A 23161-nucleotide genomic window follows, 5' to 3' on the forward strand; every position below is an offset into this window, starting at 1 on the left:
TCTTGAAAATCGCAACAGATATTGGCGGTACTTTTACCGACCTAGTTTTCACAGATGAAAAAGGAAATCTTCATTTTGATAAGGGCCATACGACACCTGGTCATTTTGAGGATGGCATATTAAATGTATTAGGACGACATGTAACAGAAGATTCTTTAATTGAATCATTTATTCATGGATCGACGGTTATCATCAATACATTAACGGAAAGAAAAGGGGGCGTAGTCGGGTTAATTACAACAAAAGGCTTCCGTGACATCATAGAAATTGCTCGTGGAAATCGACCAGACTTATATAACTTTAAATATAAAAAGCCAGAACCATTTGTAGAGCGTTATTTACGACAAGAAATTGATGAGCGAATCGATTTTAAAGGAAATATTATGAAAGCGCTTAATACCGAGGAAGTTGGCGATATCGTTCATAAATTTAAGGAATTGGGTGTTGAGGCGATAGCCATTTCCTTAATACATGGCTATAAAAATCCAATTCATGAACAACAGTTAAAAGAAGCTATTTTAAAAATTTGGCCTGAAGTGTATATCACACTTTCAAGTGAAACGATTAAAGAATACCGAGAGTATGAAAGAACAAACACAACGGTCCTTAATTCTTATGTAAAGCCCATTGCACATGCCTACTTAAAAAGCTTAAAAGAGAAATTAAGCACAATTGGCATTACAGACCATTTAAAAATTATGCAATCGAATGGCGGAACAACAAGCTTTGATAAAGCGATGGAGCTGCCAATTAACCTAGTAGAATCTGGTCCAGTAGCAGGTATGTTTGGGGCTGCAAAATTAGGCCAACTTCTCAATGAATCCAATATTATCGCCTTTGATGTGGGTGGGACGACAGCAAAATGCTCGCTTATTACAGATGGCAAAGTCAATGTCACAACAGATTACTATATTGAAAAAAATGAAAAATTTGCAGGTTATCCGATTAAAACACCTGTAGTGGATATTGTTGAAATCGGCAATGGTGGTGGCTCCATCGCACGTGTAGATCAGTTTGGCTCATTAAAGGTTGGACCAGATTCTGCGGGGGCAAATCCAGGACCTGTAGCATATGGCTTAGGGAATACACAGCCAACAATTACAGATGCCAATGTTTATTTAGGAAGATTATCCTTAGAAAACTTTGATAACCCAGTATCTATTGACAAAGTGGAGGAGGCTCTTGTTGAAGCAATTGCGAAACCATTTCATGTGTCAGCAGAAGAAGCAGCACAAGGTATTTTAGATATTGCAAACTCCAATATGTTAAACGCACTGAAGCTGATCTCTATTCGTAAAGGCTATGACCCTGAAGACTTTACAATGGTGGCATTTGGTGGTGGTGGCCCACTACATGCGATTAACCTAGCAGAAGAACTAGGCATGAAAAAAGTCATTATTCCTTATGGTTCATCCGTCTTCTCAGCATTAGGAATGATGATGACTGAATACCGACAAGATTATATTCAAACAAGTTTAATGGGGTTCGATCATCATCATCTAGCGGCGATTCAAGAAAATATTGATCAAGTGATTGCCAATGCCTATGCAGATGCACCATTATCAAAGGATCATTATTATTTTGAAATTAATTATGATTTACGCTATAAAGGTCAAGAGCATGCCGTTAAATTAAATGCATCAACTATTACGCTTGATGAAGAGGGGCTACTAGAATTAGCTGAAGCCTTCCACATCAAACATAAACAAGAGTTTTCTTTTGATTTACCAGCTACACCAATTGAGCTAGTCAACTTACATCTTACAATCTACGGTAAAGATGAAGCGGTTCAATTTAAAGAGCTAGACTTCTCATCTATCGATGGTTCCACATGTGTCAAGGCACAACGCAATTTATATGTGAAGGGAACAGGTTGGGTAGAGGTCAATGTCTATGACCAACAAAAATTAGTACCTGGTTATGTCATTACGGGTCCTGCTATTGTGGAAAATCCAACATCTACGGTCGTAATCAATGACAAACAATCGATTGAAATTGATAAATACGGCAACTTAATTGTAGAGATGGAGGGGAAATAAAACATGAAAAAAGATGTTTTTGCAGTAGAAATTATTCAAGATTCATTGCTAGCCATAGGAGATGAGATGTTTGTGGCCCTAGCACGCTCTTCTATGAGCCCAGTTATCTATGAAGTATTAGACTACGCTTGTGGTTTAACAGATGCCAAGGGGAATTTAATTAGTCAAGGGAACGGTGTAACGAGCTTTATTGGGATGTTAAGTCCAATGGTTCAGCGTGTTATTGAAAAATTTGATAATGGGAAAAAACTACATGAAGGTGATGTCATTATTATCAATGACCCCTATGTTGGAGGTGGATCGCATTTATCGGATGTGGGCTTAGTTCTACCTATTTTCTATAACGGTGAAATTATTGCGTACTCTGCCAATAAAGCACACTGGACAGAGGTAGGGGGCATGGACCCTGGTTCGTTTACAAGTAATTCTAATGAAATCTATCAGGAAGGTTTACAGCTACCAGGTGTCAAACTTTATCATCAAGGTGAGCTGAACGATGCAGTCTATGAAATCATTTCTACGAATGTTCGTTTACCAGAGCTTTCAATCGGTGATATGTTTGCACAAGTAGCCGCCTTAAAAACAGGTGAAAAACGAATCGCAGAGCTTTGTCAGAAGTTTGGTGCGGAATCGGTGAAATTGTCCATTCAAAAATTATTGGACAAGGGTGAGAAAATTGTAGAGCATGAGCTTCAACACCTACCTAAAGGGGAATTTTATGCGGAGGACTTTATTGAAGGGGACCCATTAAAAGGTGGACCCTATCCAATTAAAGTGAAAGTCACAATCAGTGATGAGGAATTTATTTGTGACTTCAGAGGCTCACATCCGGCGGTCAATGTACCAATGAACTGTTCGCAATTTGGTTTAATGGCAAGTGTGCGCGTTATGTTCCTAGCATTACTTGGCGATATTGACGTAATTAACGAGGGTGTCTTTAAACGCTTAACGATTATCACAGATGACAATTCCATTGTTTCCGCTAAACGTCCACATCCTGTATCGATGAACTTTGAGGCACGTATTGGGGCAGCTGATCTAATTTGGAAAGCTCTTGCACCGCATTTACCAGAACGATTATCAGCAGGGCATTTACAGTCTGTTTGTACGTTTATTCTCACAGGGAAAAATCCTGAAAATGATGAACCATTCCTAATTGTTGAGCCATCTGTTGGTGGCTGGGGCGCAGCGAATGATGAGGATGGTCAAAGTGGGCAATACTGTATGGGAGATGGTGAAACATATAATCTTCCAGTTGAAATTGCCGAAACAAAATACGGTATTCAAATTGATGAATATAGCTTGAATTGTGACGGTGCTGGTGCTGGTCAATTTAGAGGTGGCTTAGGTGTTCGTCGCGTTTATACAGTCAATCATGACGGTCAAAAGGTTTCTGTGAACTTAGGTAGACATCAATTCGCGCCATTTGGTTTAAATGGTGGTGGAGAAGGCTCTCACAACTATTTAATCATTCATAAAAAGGATGGAACGAAAATTGGTCCAGTGGGCGTACTTGCCAATTATGAATTGCAAAAAGGCGACCGTATTGAGCTTGTTACAGCAACTGGCGGTGGTTATGGTCATCCACATGAACGAAGCACAGAGGCCATTGAACGTGATCTATTAAATGAATATATTTCAGTAGATGTAGCGAAAGAGCGATACGGTTATCAAAACGCTTAAAGGGAGAAATAAATGACTGTCAAGACATTAAAAAACTCATTGGATATACTAGAGTGTTTTGCCACGACAGAAAATGCATTGGGTGTTCGTGAGATTTCACGCATGATGAAACTGCCGACAAGTGTCGTGCAAAGAACCATTAATACATTTACAGAAGCGGGTTATTTAATACAGGATGAACACACGAAAAAATATAAACTGGGTTATAAAATGTACCTTTTTTATGATGTGTTATCGAATTCCAAAGACCCTCACTCGACCATTTATGAATTGATGCAAAATCTTGCCAGTGAAATAAATGAATCAGTATTTCTTACTTATATGGACAATGAATACGGTGTCACAACGAAAATAGCCGAAAGCAATAAAAATGTAAAGTATGCGGTGTCTTTAGGAACAAAGACACCCCTTTACATCGGTGCTTCCTGTAAGGTAATGTTTGCTTATTTAGACGAGGACAGGCAGCTAGAATTAATGGCCTTCTTTCAGGAGGAACAATCGAAAGAAGAGCATATTTCTTTCCTAGCGTCATTAAAGGGAGAGCTGCAACAAATTCGCCAAAACAACTGGTGTGTTACCGTTGGGGAGTATAATGAACATGCATTTGGCATCAGTGTACCGTTATTTAACTATAAAAAAGAAATCACTGCATCTCTTACGATTTCTGGGCTAGTATATGATTTAGATGATCAAAGGGAGAAAAATATGCTTGAACAGTTAGTGAAAGTAGCTCAGCAAATACAATCACACATTTCAAAATTATAACAACAATAGGGGAGCTGACACTATGAATAATAAAGTATTACATCCAAGGGCTTTAGAGCCTGTAACTCTACTAATGATCGTCTTAACATCTGTTGTGGGGGCAATTATTGGGATACAACTGATTACGACTTTAGGGATTTCTGCCAATACATCGATCGTTGGGGCAATATTTGCGATGATTCTTGGAAGAATACCGATTGGCAAACTCATTGCCTTTAAATCCGTGCACAGACAAAATATTATTCAAACGGCGATTTCTTCAGCTACATTTAGTGCAGCAAGTAGCTTAATGTTGCCAATTGGTATTCCATATGTATTAGGCTATGAAAATTTAGTATTACCATTGTTTATCGGTGTTATTTTAGCGATGTTTGTCGATGCTTTATTATTATATAAATTTTTCGATACAAAGATTTTCCCAGCAGCAGGTACTTGGCCACCAGGGATTGCAACTGCTGAAGCCATTAAAGCGGGCGATAAAGGCGGTAAGAATGCAAAGGTATTAATTGGTGGTGTATTAATCGGTATCGTGGGAGCTGTTTTGAAAATTCCAATGTCAGCTTTTGGGGTAGCGTTCATCGGTAATATTTGGGCGCTGTCGATGTTTGGAATTGGTCTTTTATTAAGAGGCTATTCTGTTCAATTATTTAATATTGATTTAAATGCTTACTATATTCCACACGGTATTATGATTGGTGCAGGCATCGTGGCTCTTTTCCAAGTAGCGTTTACATTATTGAATAAACGCTCTGCGAAAAAGTCAGAAGAGTTAAGCTATTCAAAAGATGCAAAAGAAATTCGTCAAGGCTTTGGTGTAGGATTTATTGCCTATTTAGCCATTGCGTTATTAATCGCCATTTTAGGTGGTATTATCACGCATATGTCTTTCGGAATGTTAATAGGATTCATCATCTTTGCAACAATTGCTGCATTTGTCCATGAGCTGATCGTTGGTATTGCAGCGATGCATGCAGGTTGGTTCCCGGCATTTGCAGTAGCATTTATTACGCTGATTGTTGGTATTTTAATTGGTTTCCCAGCACCAGCGCTTGCATTATTAGCAGGGTATAGTGCCGCTACAGGGGTAGCATTCGCTGATATGGGCTACGACTTGAAAACAGGTTTTATTTTACGTGGTAATGGTAGTGATCCTGCTTTAGAAAAAGAAGGACGCAAACAGCAAATGATTGCTGGTATGTTAGCCTTCTCCATTTCAGCAATAGTTGTCCTACTTTCTTATAAATCTTATTTTGCACAAGGTTTAGTAGCACCTGTTAACCATGTATATGCAGCAACAATTCAATCGGGCGTTACAGGCGATGTAGCAAAACAATTAATGATTTGGGCGATTCCAGGTGCCTTAATTCAGTTGATCGGTGGTGCAAAACGTCAAATGGGTATCTTATTTGCAACAGGTTTATTACTTGTCAATCCAATTGCTGGTTGGGCTGTATTAGCTGGTATCTTACTTCGTGTTATTTTCACGTATGTGACGAAAGGTAAGAGAGAATCTGAAATGACGGTCTTTGCAGCAGGTGTCATCGCTGGGGACGCGTTGTATAGCTTCTTCTCTTCTATTCTAAAAATAGGGAAATAGAGAGGGGTAATGATGAATGGCAAAAGGTTTATCGTATGAGGATGGGATTGCGGCCGTTTATGGAGGAGCAATCCTTGGTGGTGGCGGCGGTGGTCTCCTAGAGGAAGGACTCAAGCTAGTGGAGGAAATCTTTGCGGCAGGGGAACCTCAAATAGTGGATATTACCGAATTAGATCAAAAAGATTTAGTTGCCTGTGTGGCAATGGTAGGTGCGCCATCAGCAGCCGATCAATATATTTCGAATGAACAGCTTTGTTGGAGCTATCGCAATATGAACAATCATACCAATCAACGTCTAAAGGGCATCATTACCAATGAAAATGGTGCCATCACGACGATCAATGGCTGGTTGCAGTCGGTCTTATTAAATGTACCAGTTGTGGATGCTCCCTGTAATGGGCGAGCACATCCAACGGGAATCATGGGTTCTTTAAATCTCCATGAACAACAAGATTATCAATCCGTACAATTTTATGCAGGAGGGAAAGATGACTTCGCCGTCCAGGGCTTTGTGCAAGGGAATTTACACAGCACCGCAAAAACAGCACGCCAAGCGTCTATTTTAGCAGGTGGGCTAGTAGGGGTAACTCGAAATCCTGTGACGATTGACTATTTACAAAAACATGGAGCGCCAAATGCGATTACAATGGCCATAGAGCTTGGCTATCGCTTCTTAAATGGACAAACCTTTGAAGAAAAATTAGCCAATGTGTTGCAGCATTTGAATGGCGTACACATCGTATCAGGTGAAGTCATGAATTATTCGTTAATAAAGGATAATGGCTTTGATGTAGGAAAATTATCAGTGGGTGATTACCATCTAACGTTCTGGAATGAATATATGACGTTATCGAAGGAAGGACAGGTACAATCTAAATTCCCAGACCTCATCATGACGTTCGATACGGATAAAATGATGCCTGTTCCAAGTGCAAGTATTCAAGAGGGGATGCATGTCGCAGTTATTCATGTAGACCAATCGAACTTAACATTAAGTTCAACAATGCAAAACGAAGCACTTTTACAGGAAATCGATGAAGTGATCAAAGACGTTCTATAAAGAAAGAACACAAAACAGTAAAAGCTGCCATCATCTACTTGAATGTAAGATGGGCAGCTTTTATTTGTCCTTCAGCGGGAGGGTAATACATTTTATCACAATCGTTCCTACTTCCTTTTTCGCTTCATACATTGATGGCTTAAATGAATTTTAATTCTGATTTGCACGACTCATCGAACGTGGTGTTCACAAGCTGTAAGCAAGGTTCGTGTATAATTTTCATTAAAGGGAGGAGCTACGTTCATACATACTCAAGGAATTGACTAGATGAAGGTAACAACCGTTAATGAAAAAACAATGCACTTCTGCTACATCTGGCGAAATCCTTTTGGTCATGCAACAAACTAACTTGTTGTTCACATTTTCGGCATGTACATTTGGCTATGCGGGTTAAACAAAGAATTTCTAAGGGAAAGTGTTCACTTTTATTTGTTTAGATGATTGGTTTACAATACGCACGTCATCTTTTAAACAGGTTATTCAATTGTAAGCCCGCTGAAGTTAATGTTAAATCTGTTAAACACACAGCTATTGTACATTGCTGAAAAATATGAGGTACAGAACAAATAGCTGTTCTGTACGTTTATCATATAATATTCTGAAAAATTAGTCAATTGAAATGGATTTGATTTTTTATTTTCCCGGATTACCTCTTATGTAATAAAATACAGTATAATTTTGTAGGAAAGGAATGAGTGTAGACTATGAATCATTTAATGAATAAAGTACGTGAAATATATGAGCAATTTGATGCTAGTCATGATTTTCAACATATTGAACGCGTCTATCAAAATGCATTAGCTATCTTGCATAGCGAGCCAACAGCAGATGAAGAAGTTGTGAAAATAGCGGTGCTTTTACATGATGTCAGTGACAAAAAGTATACCGATAGCAAGGACAAGGAAGAACAGCTTATTGCGGAATTACCTGTTAGCGAGGAAAAAAAGCAGCATATTCGAGATTGTATTGCGCAAGTGTCGTTTAATGGTGGAAATGAGCTAGAAGCAACGTCATTGGAAGCAAAAATCGTCCGAGATGCAGATCGTTTAGATGCGATTGGGGCCATTGGCATTGCCAGAACATTTGCCTATGGTGGAGCAAAAGGTCGCAAGCTTTATGATAAGGAAGAAGAAGCACGCACAACTATGTCAGAGTCAGAATATCGTCAAAAAAATACCGCGTCTGTCACTCATTTTTATGAGAAATTATTACTGCTAAAAGATTTAATGGTGACGGAAAAGGGCAAACAAATGGCACTTGAACGCCATCAATTTATGGAAAGCTTTTTAAAGCAACTCCAGCACGAAATTGGTCAGTAGCATATAGGACAAAAACCGCCTTTTCAATGAGAAGGGCGGTTTTTGTGCTTCATTCGGGTAGGGTCTTCGTAGCACTAAAATTGTGAAGAGTGCTTTCAATATGACAAAAAAACGACTCCTATCGCAAGTGGCATAGCATCATCCATTGATGACGACTGCTAACGCCATTAAAAATCACTTTTTACTAACATAATAGATGGGAGGAGCAACAAGTGAGGAAACCTTCATCGTGTTATTTCTTTACCAATCGCTGTTGTTAATGCTTCCCAAATGATGGTCAGGTCTGCTGGAGAAGTGCGCCAATTACTGAAAGCCGCACGAATAGCTGGCATACCTTTGTAGACAGTTGGTGTCATGTATACGTTGCCTTGTTGATTTAAAGTCGTTAAAAATTGTTGGTTCATTTCAGCTGTCAGTGCCTCATGATTGACTGCAAAGCACACGATATTTAGCCGAACAGGTGCTAGCAATGTAAAGTAGGGACTATCATCTATTTTTTGACCAAGCTGTTGTGCGAGTGATACATTTTCTTCTATTAATTGTTGGTAGCCCAATTTACCATAGGCCTGTAAAGAAAACCAAGCAGGTAGCGCACGAAATCGACGTGAATTTTCAGGTGTAAGATCACAAAAATCTGGATTTTCAAGGGAACTACCAAGATAGGCAGCATTATTTTGAAAAACGGTTGCTTGCAATGATTGATGACGGGTAAATTGCATAGCGGCATCATAAGGGACGTTCAGCCATTTATGGGCGTCAATTGTAATAGAATCTGCATAATTCATGCCCTCGACAAAGTGACGATACTTTGGTGAACACGCTGCAAAGCCACCAAAAGCCGCATCTACATGAAGCCAGAAAGGATATCGCTTTTTTAGCGCGCCAATCGCTTGTAAATCATCAAAATCAACCGTATTGACGGTTCCCGCATTCGCTACAACTATACAAGGTTCATGTTGATTTTCTTCAAGAAACTGCTGGAATTTTATAATGTCAATTGCTTCCCGCTGTTCCTGACATAGGATAGTGTGGATGGAATTTCTACCCATGCCAAGCATAGAAGCTGCTTTGACAATACTTGAGTGGGGCGTTCCGCTAACAATTTTTATTGGAGGGATACCATATAGACCATCCAAAGCAGTGTTTTTTCCATAGTATTGTGCAATCCATTCCCTTGCTTGAGCCAGTCCTACAAAATTAGCCATCGTAGCCCCACTGACAAATGTTCCTCGATAATCATCGCTCAGTAGCAATAACTCCTTTAGCATGTCAATTGTCGCAAGCTCCATTGAACCAGCAATAGAGCCCTTAGAATGGGATAAATTTTGATCATAAATACTTACTAACCAATCTCCGACAATCGAAGCAGGGGTAGATCCACCTGTGACAAAACCCAAGTATCTTGAACCTGCACTACTATTTAAGCCCTCAGCAAATTGCTTTGTAAAATATTGAAGTGCTGCCTGAGCACCCTCACCCACTTCTGGAAGTATTGACGTAGGAAGGCTAGAGGAAGGGTTCGTTACAGCTCTATGCTCCAAATTAGTAAAAAAATTGGCTGCATGATCAACTACATCCATTAAAAGCGTTTTTATTTTTTCCTGATCTTGCTTCATGCTCGTCATGTGTCATCATTTCCCTTCATTTTAACTTAGCTATTTCTGCCTCTACACTATATAGTGATATGTATAACAGTCAAATGAAGACTATAACAGTTGGAGGTCCAATGGAAATAAAGCTGAATCGTCAGTCCGATCAATCTTTAATCAATCAGATTTCAACTATCATTGCAGAAAAAATAAGGTCAGAATATTTACAGGAAGGGAGCCAATTACCTTCAATTCGGAGCTTTTCAAAAGAAAATCAAGTGAGCCCTGTAACGGTCAGTAAGGCGTATGCCTTATTAGAAAGAAATGGTTATATTGAAGTGATACATGGCAAGGGGGCATTTGTTCGAAAAAAAGGACAAAGAAGCACAAATGAGAGCTGCAGTGATTATAACTGGCAATTAACGATCCCTGATTACATTCAACGTTCTCAATCTATGTTAAATAAAAGAATAGACTATGCGATGAAATTCTCAAGTGCCACCATCCACCCAGGGTTATTACCCTCTGTTTATTTGGTGAATGAAATTGTGGCGATATTACAGGCAGATCCTCAGATTGTGGCTCGTTATGGAACTGTACAGGGTGATGAAGAAGTACGAAAGGCGATCCGAGACTATGTCCAAGAATATAATCACATTGCCACAACACCACAAGAAATTATTGTGACAAACGGTGTACAACAAGGGATAGATATAGTGGCTAGAACATTTATTGGCCCTGGAGATATTGTTATTACCGAAGCCCCTACATATACAGCAGCCATCGATGTCTTTAGAAATCGTGGGGCTCACATTATTCCTATACCAGTAGACGAGGAAGGAATGCAGACAACTCTTCTAGCGACACTATGCCTAAGCAAACAACCAAAGCTTATCTATACAAATCCAACATTTCAGAATCCTACAGGCACAGTTCTAAGTGAAGCAAGAAGGAGAGAGTTGCTGGATCTTGCCCAACAATATGGCTTTCTTATTGTAGAGGACGATTCATGGAATGAAATTTATTTTGACGATAACCCCCCACCACCAACGCTCAAAGCTTTAGATACAAGTGGTCATGTTATTTATTTAAAAGGCTTTAGTAAGGCGTTAGCCCCAAGTTGTAGAATCGGCGCTATTCTTTCAAAAGGTACCGTTCATCAACGACTTTTATCTGCCAAATCCAGTGCCGATTCGGGTAACCCCTTATTAACACAAAAGGCACTGATTCCATTCTTACGTTCAGACCGAATGCATGCCCATTTAGAAAAACTGCGTATTGCACTTGAGATAAGAAGGGATCAGACGATTGCATTGTTGAATAAGCATGCACCAAAGGGCGTTACGTGGATCGAACCAAAGGGTGGGCTTAATATTTGGGTGTCTTTACCTCGTAATGGTAATACGGATGAGCTGTTATGGAAGGCTCAACAAAACCATATTACCTTTTTACCAAGCTCAGCTTGTTATCCAGGAGAGCCTCAATATCACCATATGAGAATTAGTTATTCTTATCCTGAACCGCATGACTTAACACAAGGAATCATCAAGCTTTGTCAGCTTATGGAATCCTATTTACAGGACATTTCACCGGCTCGCTGATAGTTTGTTGTTCTTTGTTTACCTGCCGTTTGATGTTATGATGAATAGTGGATATCAATAATCGTCTACATAAAAATCGTGTGGGCATGGACAATACCTAACATGAAAGAGATGGAATAGTGGAATGAGTCATTTAATCGTACAAAATTTAACCAAAACGGTGGGCGATAAAACGCTTTTTCAAAATATTGAATTTACCATTTATGAGGGAGAGCGAGCAGGCTTAATCGGTATAAACGGAACGGGAAAATCAACCCTGTTATCCATTTTAGCTGGGGACATGGAAGCGGATACGATGACAGTAGATCGCCCGAATAAATACCGTGTCGCCTATTTACCACAGGAGCCGACATTTAATGCTGGGGAAACGGTTTTACAGGCTGTCTTTGCAGGCGATTCGCCCATTTTACAGCTTAATCGTCAATATGAGGAAACGGTTGCTGCACTAGCAAGTAACCCTACATCCGAAAGTTTACAAAAGACGTTATTTAGCCTGCAACAGCGCATGGATGAAGAGCAGGCATGGGATGTCAATGCCCTTGCGAAAACGGCTTTAACAAAGCTAGGGATTGAAACATTTGAAAGAGAGGTACTAACGCTATCAGGCGGCCAGCAAAAACGGGTTGCATTAGCGAAGGTGTTAATTGAACCAGCGGATCTTTACTTATTGGATGAGCCTACCAACCATTTAGATGTGCAGTCTACAGAATGGCTTCAAGAGATGGTATTACGACTAAAGGGTGCAGTGATTTTCATCACCCACGATCGTTACTTCTTAGATGAATTATCGACACATATTTACGAGTTAGCGAATCAAACCTTGTATCGTCATACAGGGAATTACGGTGATTATTTAGAGGCACGAGCTATTCGTGAGGAAATGCAAGCTGCTTCTGCGCAGAAGGATCGCAACCGTTACCGTTCAGAATTAAAATGGATTCGTCGCGGTGCGAAGGCGCGTTCAACCAAGCAAAAGGCTCGTATTCAACGCTTTGAAAAGCTAGAAGAAAACCTAGAACGCAAATCAGAGGATGTTTCATTGGATATGGGACTTGCGACAACACGCCTTGGTCGTAAAGTGCTGGAGGCTGAGACTATTTCAAAAGCCTTTGGACAGCAAAAAATCCTTGAAAACTTCTCATTTTTACTACAGCAGGGTGACCGAATTGGCATTATCGGTGCGAACGGAGTAGGAAAATCAACTTTATTGAACATGCTAGCAGGAGAGCTGACACCAGATCAAGGCGAAATTCTTGTTGGATCAACAGTGAAGCTGGCACATTTCAAGCAAACATTGCCGAAAATGAATGAAAATGAGCGTATGATTGAATATATACGTGAGGCTTCAAATGATATTACGGATGCAGAGGGTGTTCGTTACTCAGCCGCTCAAATGCTGGAGCGCTTTTTATTCCCGCTGCATGCTCATGGCACACCAATTGGAAAATTATCGGGCGGTGAGCGCAAGCGTCTTCATTTATTACGTTTATTGATGGAGCAACCGAATGTTCTGTTGCTGGACGAGCCTACCAATGACCTGGATATTGAAACATTGGGTGTGCTAGAGGATTTCATCGAGCATTTCCCTGGCGTGGTTATCACGATTTCCCATGATCGTTTCTTCCTAGACCGTATTGCGAAAAAGCTATGGATACTAGATGGTCATGGACAGGTAGAAGAAACATTGGATCTTTACAGTGAGTATCTGGAGAAACGTGAGCAGGCAACAACTGTCAAAGTAGAAACGCCAAAAGTGGAAAAGGCCAAGTCCGAAAAGCCAAAATCAGATAAGAAAAAGCTATCGTTTAAAGAGCAAAAAGAATGGGAAACGATTGCAGACGAGATTGAAAAAACGGAGACGGCCATTATGGAGACCGAAGAAGGAATCGCGAATGCAGGCTCAGATTTTACAAAGTTACAGGAATTAACAGCCAAGTTGGATGAACTAAATGCACACTATGAGCATCTGATTGAAAGATGGTCTTATTTAGATGAAATAGTTAACGGATAAGGAGCGATAGACATGAAGATTATTACAATTGAACCGACGCCAAGTCCCAATTCTATGAAGATTGTTGTTGATACAGAGCTACCGTTCGGGAAAAGCTATAATTTTACAAAGGACAATAAAGATGAAGCAACTGGCGAGGCTGCTGCTATTTTAGCGATTGAAGGAGTAAAGGGCGTTTACCATGTAGCCGATTTCTTTGCTGTTGAGCGTAATGCCAAATATGCATGGGAAGGCATTCTAGCAAGTATTCGTCAAGTGTTAGGGGAAGATGTCCAAACACAAGAAGAAACCGTTGTAGCCAATGAATTTTACGGAGAGGTTTACGTGCATGTACAGTTTTACAAGCAGGTGCCTTTACAAGTAAAAGTTTTTGATAACCAACGCGAGTACCGTATTAGCTGTGGTGACCGTTTTGTCGATGCGTTTAATCAAATCATTGAATCAGCAGTAGATGAAAACTATATTTTCCAACGTAAGTGGATTGATTATGGTGTTCGCTACGGCGAGCTGGAAGAAATTGCAGAAACCGTCCAACAGGAGATTGATGTCACTTATTCTGCTGACCGTTTAGCAGAAATTGTCGCAGCTATCAATAATGATGGTGAAAAAGCAGTTTTGAAAACGGATAAACTAAAAGTGACGGTGGCGCAGTTCAAGCAACCTGAATGGGAGAAACGCTTCCAATTACTCGACCAAATGGCTGACCCTGAGCTAGACGATTTACCGCTATTAGATTTAGCCTTACAGGATGAACAAATGTCCATTCGTCGACTAGCGACGGTATACTTAGGCATGATTGAGGATGTGGCTGTTGTACCTTATTTAGAAAGAGCCCTACAGGATAAAAGTGCAGCAGTACGTCGAACAGCAGGTGACTGTATGAGTGACCTTGGCTTTGTAGAATTTGAAGAAGCCATGCTGCAAGCCTTACAGGATAAAAACAAATTGGTTCGCTGGCGCGCCGCGATGTATTTATATGAAGTCGGCACGGAGCAATCCTTACCAGCATTGAAAGCTGCTGAGGATGATAAAGAATTCGAAGTGAAGCTACAAGTGAAAATGGCCATTGCCCGTATCGAACAGGGTGAAGAAGCAAAAGGCTCGGTCTGGAAGCAAATGACCGAATCCCGTCAACAATAATCATGAAAAACCAGCAGACGCTGGTTTTTTTCTGTTTTGTAATGGTTGGGGGTTGCTCTAATCAGTGGGTGAAGTTGATCCTGAATAGTGAGGGTCCGCTCCAAGAAGTTGGAAAGTCGCTCGTAAGAAGTGAGGGTCCGCTCTAAAGAGTGAGAACCTGATCAAAAAAGGGGTAAGACCGTTCCTAAGAAGCGAAAGCCCGCTCTAAAAGGTGAGAGAGCCGCTCCTAAGAAGCGAAAGCCCGCTCTAAAAGGTGAGAAAGCCGCTCCTAAGAAGTGAATACCCGCTCTAAAAAGGGGAAAGCCCGCTCCTAAGAAGCGAATCCCTGCTCAAAAAGTTAAGAAAGCCGCTCCTAAGAAGTGGGAACCCGCTCTAAAAAGGGGAAAGCCCGCTCCTAAGAAGCGAATCTCTGCTCAAAAAGTTAAGAAAGCCGCTCCTAAGAAGTGGGAACCCGCTCTAAAAAGGGGAAAGCCCGCTCCTAAGAAGCGAATCCCTGCTCAAAAAGTTAAGAACCCCGCTCCAAAGAAGCGAAACCCCGCTCCCAAAAAAAGTATTACCCTCTTCCAAACTAAAAATCTATCAACCATCCAAAACCACTCCCAAAATCGAAACCAATCATCTCCTGCATTCAATGAATTGATCGAAAAAACGCGTAAAACAGAAAAAAATGTTGTTTTCTAGTGATTTATTGCTAAACAAAAAGTTAAGGGCCTACTTTGAATCATTAACATATTGTCTAGTTTCATAGAGAAAGGACAATGTTAAAATAACATAAATTCAGAATATTCTTTTAAAATAGGAGGTCCTTTGCATGACAGTAACTAGTTTAAAGACAACGAAATCGTATGTGCGTGATCGTGAGGCGGTCATTGCCTTAACACAGAAGCTCGTACGCATTGAAAGCGTTTACCGTGAGAACGATCCGAAGGGCAATGAGCAAGAGGTGGCCACTTTTGTAGCGGCGTATTTACGAGATATTGGGATCGAGACGCATATCGAGGAGGTTGTGCCAGGGCGACCAAATGTCATTGGTATTATTGATTCGGGCAAGCCTGGGAAAACATTACTTTTCGAAGGACATACGGATGTGGTGACAGAGGGCAATCGAGAGGCTTGGGCCTATGATCCATTTGGAGCAGAAATTGTCGATGGGCGTATGTATGGCAGGGGAACGAATGATACAAAGGGGAATCTGGCTTGTATGATTACGGCTTGTCAGTCTTTGCTACTAGATCAAGAGGCGTTTACGGGCAAGATTATTTTATGTATTCCTTGTGATGAAGAAGGGCTTATGCTTGGCATTAAACATTTTATTAAAAATGGCTGGGCTGATGGTGTGGATGGGGCGATTATCTGTGAGCCACAGGAAAATAATGTGTGTATTGCCCAGCGTGGGGCTATTCGTTTACAAGTAGATATTTTCGGTAAAATGGCGCATGGTGCCATTTCGTGGAGCGGTATCAATCCTAATTGGCGTATGGCACGTTTCATCGTAGAGCTTGAAAAATTAGAAAAAGAGGAGCAAGCACGGTTAGGGCGTGATCCAATGCTGAATTGGCCTTCTATTACACCAACGATTTTACGTGCGCCGGTAAAAGGCGATGCACAAATCAATGTCATTCCGGATCATTGTATGACGACGCTCGATATTCGTACGGTGCCTGCGCAGGATCATGATGAACTGCTAGGCAAAATCGAAGCGATTATTAAACGATTACAAGCAGATGATCCTGATTTCAAAGTTGAATTAACGGTCCTTGATAACCGACCTGCAACAGCAACAGCGAAGGAAGACCCGGTTGTACAGGCTATTTATGAAGCTGTGGCAGAGGTAACAGAAAAGGAACCAAAATATAACGGCGTTCCAGGTGCGACAGATGGTACGTTTCTTCATGTGCATGGTATTCCGATTGTAACGGTTGGCGCAGGAGATCGAGAAATCCCTCATCAAATCAATGAGTATGTGGATATTGAAGAGTTGGCAGAAACAACGGCAATTTACCGTTCGGCAGCATTAAAATTTTTGGCGGGTGATGCACAATGACGGCGATCAAAATAGCGGTAATACCAGGAGATGGTATAGGAAAAGAAGTGATGCAGGAAGCGTTAAAAGTTTTAAATTGTTTGCAAGAACAACATAGCTCCTTACAAATTGAAACAACCATTTTTCCTTGGAGCTCCGATTACTACGTGCAGCATGGCTATATGATGCCTGAGGATGCACTGACAACACTTCAAACATTTGATGCGATTTTATTCGGTGCTATTGGTGATGCACGTGTGCCGGATGATGTGACCGTTTGGGAATTGATTATGCCTATTCGGAAACATTTCCAGCAATATGTGAATTTCCGTCCTATTAAATCACTGCCAGGGATCGTGTCTCCGTTGGCTAGCGGCAAAGAGATTGATTTTGTGATCTTCCGTGAAAATGCAGAGGGCGAATATTCGGACAGTGGTGGTCGATTGTACCAGCAGCAGCCACAGGAAATGACGATTCAAAATACCATCATGACGCGAATAGGGATTGAAAAGATTGTTCAAGCTGCCTGTGATTATGCGAAGCAACACGGTAAAACCAAAATAACAAGTGCGACAAAATCGAATGCCATTATTCATTCGATGAAATTTTGGGACGAGCATACAAGAAAAACGGTGGCCCAAAGCTCATCAGCACTGCAGCTCGAATCCATTTATATCGATGCATTAGTTGCCTATTTTGTAGAACGACCACAGGATTTCGAGGTGGTGGTGGCGTCCAATTTGTTTGGCGATATTTTATCTGATTTAGGCTCTGCCATTGTCGGAGGACTTGGTCTGTCTCCATCGGCCAATCTGAATCCAGAAAAGGATTTTCCATCGATGTTTGAGCCTGTTCATGGCTCAGCACCAGATATTGCAGGCAAGGGCATTGCCAATCCAATCGCACAAATTTGGTCGCTTGCCTTGCTTCTTGGACATCAGGGTAGACCAGATTTAGAACAGCTCATTGTCAAAGCCATTACAGCAGTGCTGCAAGAAGGCGTTGTAAAAACAGCAGATATTGGTGGACAAGCGACAACAGCACAAATGGGCGATGCGATTTGTCAGGAAATCATTAATAGAACGTTAACAGCAGGAGGTGTTTAGCATGACAGTTGAGCAAAAGGTGATTGTGGTTACTGGTGCAGGAGGCGGTATGGGCAAGGCCATTATTCAAGAGCAATTAAAGCAGGGCAACCGAGTCGTAGGGCTTGATTTATCGATCGATGCCTTATCCGATATTGCACAGGATGCCCTCCAATGCTTTGAAGTCAATGTGTTACAGGAGGAGCGTGTGCAAGCCATCTGCCAGCAGGTTTTTGACAAGTATGGCAGAATTGATGGCCTTGTGAATGCACTGGGAATTGCCCAGTCAGCTACACCGATTGAAGAGGTCACGATGGATGAATGGAATCGTTTGATGGATGTGAATGTGAAAAGTTTATTTATCACGACAAAGGCAGTGGTCCCTTTTATGAAAAAACAGCAAAGGGGTTCTATTATTACAATTGCCTCGATTTCAGCGGTGCGACCTAGACCGGGCTTACAGGCTTATATTGCGTCGAAGGGTGCAGCAGAGAGCTTTACGAGAGGGCTTGCGATTGAGCTTGCTTCCAGTCAAATTCGTGTTAATACGATTCATCCAGGCCCAGCCGACACGCAGATGCTTGGTCAATTTGCCGCACAGGGTGCTGATGTAGAGCAAACGAAGCAAAGTGTGTTTGTGCAGTCTGTCCCACTTGGGCGATTGGTGAAGCCATCAGATATAGCAGGGGCAGTTAGTTATTTACTGTCGGACGCAGCAAGCATGGTTACAGGGACGACATTACATGTAGATGGTGGTCGTGGATTATAGGAGGGGTACGATGAAAAAAATTCCTATGTTGATAGATGGCGAGTGGGTTCATGGTGATGCAGAGGCATACCTCAATGTTAAGAATCCCTCAACGGGTGAAGTGATTGCACAAATTAGCAATGCGAGTAAAGAACATGTAGAAGAGGCAGTACGTGCAGCCCGTGTAGCCTTTGAACGAGAGGACTGGCGTCAATGGAAAGCCTATGAACGTGGGCAGTTATTGATCGAATTTGCTCATTATATTCGTAAGCATGCTGAGGAATGGAGTTTACTCGAATGTCGGGATGTAGGAAAGCCCTTATCACAGGCAAGAGCAGATATTGAAGCAGCGGCTCGCTATTTTGAATTTTACGGCGGTGCAGCGGATAAGGTGATGGGGGATACCATTCCGATTGAGGATGGGCTATTAAATGCAGTAGTGCTAGAGCCAGTTGGCATTACGGTACATATTGTGCCATGGAATTATCCGATTCAAATTACGGCAAGAAGTGTCGCAGCGGCTATAGCGACTGGTAATGCAGTCATTGTGAAAAGTGCGGAGGATACACCGCTGACAACCCATGCCATTGCACAATGGTTCGCGGATAAGCTACCAAAAGGGATTTTCCAGCATATTACAGGCTTGGGGCGAGAAGTTGGCCCTTATTTAACATCACATCCCGATATTAATCATATTACGTTTACAGGTTCTGTTCCAACAGGGATTGCGGTGATGAAGGCGGCAGCGGAAAATGTTGTGCCTGTGACATTAGAGCTTGGAGGAAAATCACCTAATCTTGTTTTTGCGGATGCTAACATCGAGCAGGCATTAGAGGGGGTTGTACGTGCGATTATCCAAAATGCTGGTCAAACTTGTTCAGCGGGGGCACGTTTACTCATTGAGGAACGTATAAAAGAGTCCTTCATTGCACAATTAGCGCAAAAATTCCAAGCCATACAAGTAGGGCCAGGTGAAGCGGATATGGATATGGGGCCGCTACTAAATGAACAACAATATACGAAAATCACTGCATTATTACAGCAAGCAAAGGTAGATGGCTATGTAGTTACGGGTGGAGAACCATTGACATTGGCAGGCTATGAAAATGGCTTTTATGTACAGCCAACTATACTAGATGGCGTTGATCCAAAAGATCCATTAGCGCAGGAAGAAATCTTTGGCCCTGTGTTAACCGTCTTGACATTTTCCAGTGTAGAAGAAGCTATCGCATTAGCCAATAGCACAGACTATGGCTTAGTGGCGGGCATTTGGTCGCAAAATATTGATACAGCTCATTATGTGGCAAGTCGTGTGCAGGCTGGCCAAGTATTTGTCAATAATTATGGGGCTGCTGGAGGCATTCAAATGCCGTTTGGAGGCTATAAAAAAAGCGGAATTGGTCGAGAGAAGGGCTTTGTTGCACTGCGAAACTATACGCAAATGAAAAACATCGCTATACGCTATGCACCACCTAATCAACACTGAGATGGAGGGACGCATATGGAACAGCCAAAAGAAAAAGAAGTGCTTTTAGAGGTCAATCAATTATCAATCAAATTCCATTTGAAAAATGGTAAAGAGGCTAAAGTTGTTGAAGATGTAAATTTTACCATTCACAAAGGAGAAACCGTTGCACTAGTAGGTGAATCGGGTAGTGGCAAAAGCATTACATCCTTAGCCATCATGCGGTTGCTGCCCATACCACCAGGAGAAATTACAGCAGGTTCTATAACCTTCAACGGCAAAAATCTACTTAGCTATAAAAATAAAGAGATGAGCCGTATTCGTGGTAATGAAATTAGTATGATTTTTCAAGAGCCCATGACCTCTTTAGATCCCGTTTTTACGATTGGCAATCAAATGATAGAAGGCATACGCAGACATCAAAAGGTATCAAAAAAAGAGGCGTGGCATAAAGCGCTTCAGCTCTTAAAGGAAGTCGGGATTGCGAATGCAGAAAAGGTCATCGCTGAATATCCTCACCAATTATCAGGCGGGATGCGGCAACGTGTCATGATTGCCATCGCAATGTCCAATAATCCGCAGCTATTGATTGCGGATGAGCCAACTACAGCGCTGGATGTCACGGTACAGGCACAGATATTAAAGCTGATGCTGAAAATGAAGGAAGAGCATCGGTCTGCCATTTTATTCATCACCCATGATATGAGTGTTGTCGCAGAAACAGCTGACCGTGTCATGGTGATGTATGCAGGGCAGATAGTCGAAGAAGCGCCAGTAAGAGAGCTATTTTTAAATCCACAGCATCCTTATACAACGGCTCTTTTAAAGACGATGCCAAGCCTTGAAACAGATGTCAAAAGGCTGCCGTCGATTCCTGGGACTGTGCCACCAGCGTATGCATTACCTGACGGCTGTCGCTTTGCCCCTCGTTGTCCACATGCGATGCAGCATTGTCATCAGGAGCAACCCGCAGTTCATTACATTCAAGAGGCACATAAGGTGCGCTGTCATTTATTCACAGAGAAAGGAGAGCTGGCTCATGACGAAGAAAGAAGTTTTGCTGGAAATTAATCATTTAAAAGCCTACTTTCCTGTGAAGCGCAAGTCGATGAAGGAAGAGAAAAAAGTCATCAAGGCAGTTGACGATATTTCAATAGAGATTTATAGAGGAGAAACACTTGGTATAGTTGGCGAATCAGGTTCAGGAAAATCCACCTTTGGACGAACAATTTTAAAGCTCGTTGAACCAACGGCAGGGGAAGTATTGTATAAAGGGAAGCCCATCCAGCATTTAAAGGGGAATAAGCTGCAAAGTTACCGCAATCAAATGCAAATGATTTTTCAGGATCCCTTCGCCTCACTCAATCCTAGGATGCGAATCGGTTCTATTATCGAAGAACCGATGAAGCTGCAATTAACCTTGACGAAGGAGCAACGAAAAGAGCGTGTGAGGGAGCTGTTACAAAAGGTAGGGCTACCTGAGGATGCCATGCAAAAGTTTCCGCATGAATTTTCTGGTGGACAACGACAGCGAATTGGGATTGCACGGGCATTAGCGATTCATCCAGAATTCATTATTGCCGATGAGCCCGTATCTGCACTGGATGTGTCGGTGCAATCGCAAGTGCTCAATCTCATGATGGATTTACAGGATGAATTTCAATTAACCTATTTATTTATCTCACATGACTTAAGCGTTGTGAAGCATATTAGTGACCGTGTGGCAGTGTTGTATTTAGGTAGAGTGGTAGAAGTTGGGACAAAGAAGGAGCTATATGCCAATCCATTGCATCCCTATACACAAGCATTACTATCTGCGATACCAGTGGTTAATTTTGATGAGCCAAAACAAGAAATACTTTTACAGGGCGAGTTACCAAGCCCGATGAATCCACCTGTCGGCTGTGTCTTTCATACACGTTGCCCATTTGTGATGGAAAGATGTCATCAGGAAAGACCGGTGCTTCAGAATGAAAATGATCATCAACGCGTAGCTTGCTTTTTGTATGATAAATAATCAGAATATTAAATTTATTTAAGAATCGAGGTGTTGATGATGTTTGGCAATATAACAGATGTGCCAGGTGTTAAGGTAGGACATCGTGAAAACAAGGAGGGTATCACTGGCTGTACGGCGCTATTAGTGGAAAACGGGGCGGTGTGTGGTGTGGATGTTCGAGGCTCTGCACCAGGTACTCGTGAAACAGACGCGTTAGATCCCATCAATGAAATTGATCGAGTCCATGCCATTTGTTTAGCTGGTGGCAGTGCGTTTGGATTAGACGCTGCTACAGGTGTGATGCAATTTTTAGAGGAGCAAGGGATTGGGGTCGATGCAGGTGTGGCAAAAATACCGATTGTGCCAAGTGCGGTCCTCTTTGACTTATTTATCGGTGATCCGCATGCTCGACCTACTGCACAAATGGGCTATGAAGCGGCACAAGCAGCACAAGTTGGGTTATTTCCAAATGGCAATGTAGGCGCTGGCTACGGAGCAACTATAGGCAAATTAGCAGGTCCAGCGTTTGCGATGAAAGGTGGGCTTGGTAGTGCTTCCTATGCGGGGAAAGGTGGTCTCGTAGCAGGTGCTATCGTGGCTGTTAATGCAGTAGGAGATGTCAAGGACCCTACGACAAGGCAAATTTTAGCTGGAGCAAGAGATGCGCATTCTGGTCAATGGGTAGATTGCTGTGCCTATCTGGAGGAGCATGCGCAATCAGAGGCATTAACTGGTACCAATACAACCATTGGTGTTGTGGCAGTGAATGCCAAGCTAACGAAGGCAGAGGCTAAAAAGATTGCGCAGCTTACGCAAAATGCCTTAGCACGAACGATTTATCCTGTTCATACGATGCTGGATGGCGATACGATTTTTGTGCTCGGGACGGGCGATCAATCCTATGCACTTGATTATTTAGGTCAACTAGCAACAAAGGTGATGGAGGAAGCGATTCTTGCTGGTATTAAAGCCGCTGATCGATTGGCGGATGTTGAAAGTTATACAAGCATTCAAAAGATAAGCACTTAGGAAAAGGG

General features: G+C 41.8%; 17 protein-coding genes. 16 read left to right on the plus strand and 1 reads right to left on the minus strand.

The window, feature by feature from the left end; translation table 11 throughout:
* The first annotated feature begins 2 nt into the window (after positions 1–2).
* From MHB65_RS08925 to MHB65_RS08950, 6 genes are all read left to right on the plus strand, one after another.
* The gene (locus MHB65_RS08925) at positions 3–2039 is read left to right on the plus strand and encodes a hydantoinase/oxoprolinase family protein (RefSeq protein WP_205442599.1); all 2037 of its coding nucleotides are present in this window, start codon (positions 3–5) and stop codon (positions 2037–2039) included.
* 3 nt (positions 2040–2042) lie between these two features.
* A complete protein-coding gene (locus tag MHB65_RS08930) occupies positions 2043–3722 on the plus strand; it encodes a hydantoinase B/oxoprolinase family protein (RefSeq protein ID WP_342443163.1) in 1680 nt (559 codons plus the stop codon).
* 12 nt (positions 3723–3734) lie between these two features.
* Positions 3735–4487, plus strand: a complete 753-nt coding sequence (locus MHB65_RS08935; RefSeq protein ID WP_342443164.1) for an IclR family transcriptional regulator — start codon at positions 3735–3737, stop codon at positions 4485–4487.
* Positions 4488–4509: 22 nt separating this feature from the next.
* Positions 4510–6084 carry an OPT/YSL family transporter gene (locus MHB65_RS08940; RefSeq protein WP_342443165.1) on the plus strand — a complete coding sequence of 525 codons (1575 nt, stop codon included), beginning with the start codon at positions 4510–4512 and terminating at the stop codon, positions 6082–6084.
* 16 nt (positions 6085–6100) lie between these two features.
* The gene (locus MHB65_RS08945) at positions 6101–7144 is read left to right on the plus strand and encodes a DUF917 family protein (protein WP_342443166.1); all 1044 of its coding nucleotides are present in this window, start codon (positions 6101–6103) and stop codon (positions 7142–7144) included.
* Positions 7145–7848: 704 nt separating this feature from the next.
* Complete coding sequence (locus MHB65_RS08950) at positions 7849–8463, plus strand: HD domain-containing protein (RefSeq protein WP_342443167.1); 615 nt, start codon at positions 7849–7851, stop codon at positions 8461–8463.
* 224 nt (positions 8464–8687) lie between these two features.
* On the opposite strand, the gene MHB65_RS08955 is transcribed toward MHB65_RS08950, so the two are convergent.
* Entirely contained in the window at positions 8688–10088 is a 1401-nt protein-coding gene (locus tag MHB65_RS08955; RefSeq protein ID WP_342443168.1) for a pyridoxal-dependent decarboxylase, read from the minus strand.
* A 101-nt stretch (positions 10089–10189) separates the two neighbouring features.
* Between MHB65_RS08955 and MHB65_RS08960 the strand changes: the two genes are divergently transcribed.
* The 10 genes from MHB65_RS08960 (at position 10190) to MHB65_RS09005 (ending at position 23153) form a co-directional block, all read left to right on the plus strand.
* A complete protein-coding gene (locus tag MHB65_RS08960) occupies positions 10190–11653 on the plus strand; it encodes a PLP-dependent aminotransferase family protein (RefSeq protein ID WP_342443169.1) in 1464 nt (487 codons plus the stop codon).
* Between the two features lie 124 nt (positions 11654–11777).
* Positions 11778–13664, plus strand: coding sequence for an ABC-F family ATP-binding cassette domain-containing protein (locus tag MHB65_RS08965; protein ID WP_342443170.1), 1887 nt, complete (start codon positions 11778–11780; stop codon positions 13662–13664).
* A gap of 12 nt (positions 13665–13676) precedes the next feature.
* Positions 13677–14804: a virulence factor gene (locus MHB65_RS08970; RefSeq protein ID WP_342443171.1), complete on the plus strand. Its 1128-nt coding sequence runs from the start codon at positions 13677–13679 to the stop codon at positions 14802–14804.
* Positions 14805–15615: 811 nt separating this feature from the next.
* Complete coding sequence (locus tag MHB65_RS08975; protein WP_342443172.1) at positions 15616–16848, plus strand: M20 family metallopeptidase; 1233 nt, start codon at positions 15616–15618, stop codon at positions 16846–16848.
* Positions 16845–17933, plus strand: coding sequence for a tartrate dehydrogenase (locus MHB65_RS08980; protein WP_342443173.1), 1089 nt, complete (start codon positions 16845–16847; stop codon positions 17931–17933). The genes MHB65_RS08975 and MHB65_RS08980 overlap by 4 nt, the downstream gene beginning before the upstream one ends.
* Before the next feature lies 1 nt (position 17934).
* On the plus strand, positions 17935–18681 hold the full coding sequence (locus MHB65_RS08985; protein WP_342443174.1) for a glucose 1-dehydrogenase: 747 nt from the start codon (positions 17935–17937) through the stop codon (positions 18679–18681).
* Between the two features lie 10 nt (positions 18682–18691).
* Positions 18692–20146: an aldehyde dehydrogenase family protein gene (locus MHB65_RS08990; RefSeq protein WP_342443175.1), complete on the plus strand. Its 1455-nt coding sequence runs from the start codon at positions 18692–18694 to the stop codon at positions 20144–20146.
* Positions 20147–20161: 15 nt separating this feature from the next.
* The gene (locus MHB65_RS08995) at positions 20162–21196 is read left to right on the plus strand and encodes an ABC transporter ATP-binding protein (RefSeq protein WP_342443176.1); all 1035 of its coding nucleotides are present in this window, start codon (positions 20162–20164) and stop codon (positions 21194–21196) included.
* Positions 21165–22142, plus strand: coding sequence for a dipeptide ABC transporter ATP-binding protein (locus MHB65_RS09000; protein ID WP_342443177.1), 978 nt, complete (start codon positions 21165–21167; stop codon positions 22140–22142). Before MHB65_RS08995 ends, MHB65_RS09000 begins: the two co-directional genes overlap by 32 nt.
* A gap of 39 nt (positions 22143–22181) precedes the next feature.
* Positions 22182–23153 carry a P1 family peptidase gene (locus MHB65_RS09005; RefSeq protein ID WP_342443715.1) on the plus strand — a complete coding sequence of 324 codons (972 nt, stop codon included), beginning with the start codon at positions 22182–22184 and terminating at the stop codon, positions 23151–23153.
* The last annotated feature ends 8 nt before the right edge of the window (positions 23154–23161 follow it).

This window comes from Lysinibacillus sp. FSL K6-0075 (assembly GCF_038592945.1).
GTDB classification, from domain to species: domain Bacteria; phylum Bacillota; class Bacilli; order Bacillales_A; family Planococcaceae; genus Lysinibacillus; species Lysinibacillus fusiformis_F.

Bases quoted from the DNA above. Each gene is read 5' to 3' on its own strand.
- MHB65_RS08930 (WP_342443163.1), top strand. From the start codon at position 2,043: ATGAAAAAAGATGTTTTTGCAGTAGAAATTATTCAAGATTCATTGCTA.
- MHB65_RS08935 (WP_342443164.1), top strand. From the start codon at position 3,735: ATGACTGTCAAGACATTAAAAAACTCATTGGATATACTAGAGTGTTTT.
- MHB65_RS08940 (WP_342443165.1), top strand. From the start codon at position 4,510: ATGAATAATAAAGTATTACATCCAAGGGCTTTAGAGCCTGTAACTCTA.
- MHB65_RS08945 (WP_342443166.1), top strand. From the start codon at position 6,101: ATGGCAAAAGGTTTATCGTATGAGGATGGGATTGCGGCCGTTTATGGA.
- MHB65_RS08950 (WP_342443167.1), top strand. From the start codon at position 7,849: ATGAATCATTTAATGAATAAAGTACGTGAAATATATGAGCAATTTGAT.
- MHB65_RS08955 (WP_342443168.1), bottom strand. From the start codon at position 10,088: ATGACGAGCATGAAGCAAGATCAGGAAAAAATAAAAACGCTTTTAATG.
- MHB65_RS08960 (WP_342443169.1), top strand. From the start codon at position 10,190: ATGGAAATAAAGCTGAATCGTCAGTCCGATCAATCTTTAATCAATCAG.
- MHB65_RS08965 (WP_342443170.1), top strand. From the start codon at position 11,778: ATGAGTCATTTAATCGTACAAAATTTAACCAAAACGGTGGGCGATAAA.
- MHB65_RS08970 (WP_342443171.1), top strand. From the start codon at position 13,677: ATGAAGATTATTACAATTGAACCGACGCCAAGTCCCAATTCTATGAAG.
- MHB65_RS08975 (WP_342443172.1), top strand. From the start codon at position 15,616: ATGACAGTAACTAGTTTAAAGACAACGAAATCGTATGTGCGTGATCGT.
- MHB65_RS08980 (WP_342443173.1), top strand. From the start codon at position 16,845: ATGACGGCGATCAAAATAGCGGTAATACCAGGAGATGGTATAGGAAAA.
- MHB65_RS08985 (WP_342443174.1), top strand. From the start codon at position 17,935: ATGACAGTTGAGCAAAAGGTGATTGTGGTTACTGGTGCAGGAGGCGGT.
- MHB65_RS08990 (WP_342443175.1), top strand. From the start codon at position 18,692: ATGAAAAAAATTCCTATGTTGATAGATGGCGAGTGGGTTCATGGTGAT.
- MHB65_RS08995 (WP_342443176.1), top strand. From the start codon at position 20,162: ATGGAACAGCCAAAAGAAAAAGAAGTGCTTTTAGAGGTCAATCAATTA.
- MHB65_RS09000 (WP_342443177.1), top strand. From the start codon at position 21,165: ATGACGAAGAAAGAAGTTTTGCTGGAAATTAATCATTTAAAAGCCTAC.
- MHB65_RS09005 (WP_342443715.1), top strand. From the start codon at position 22,182: ATGTTTGGCAATATAACAGATGTGCCAGGTGTTAAGGTAGGACATCGT.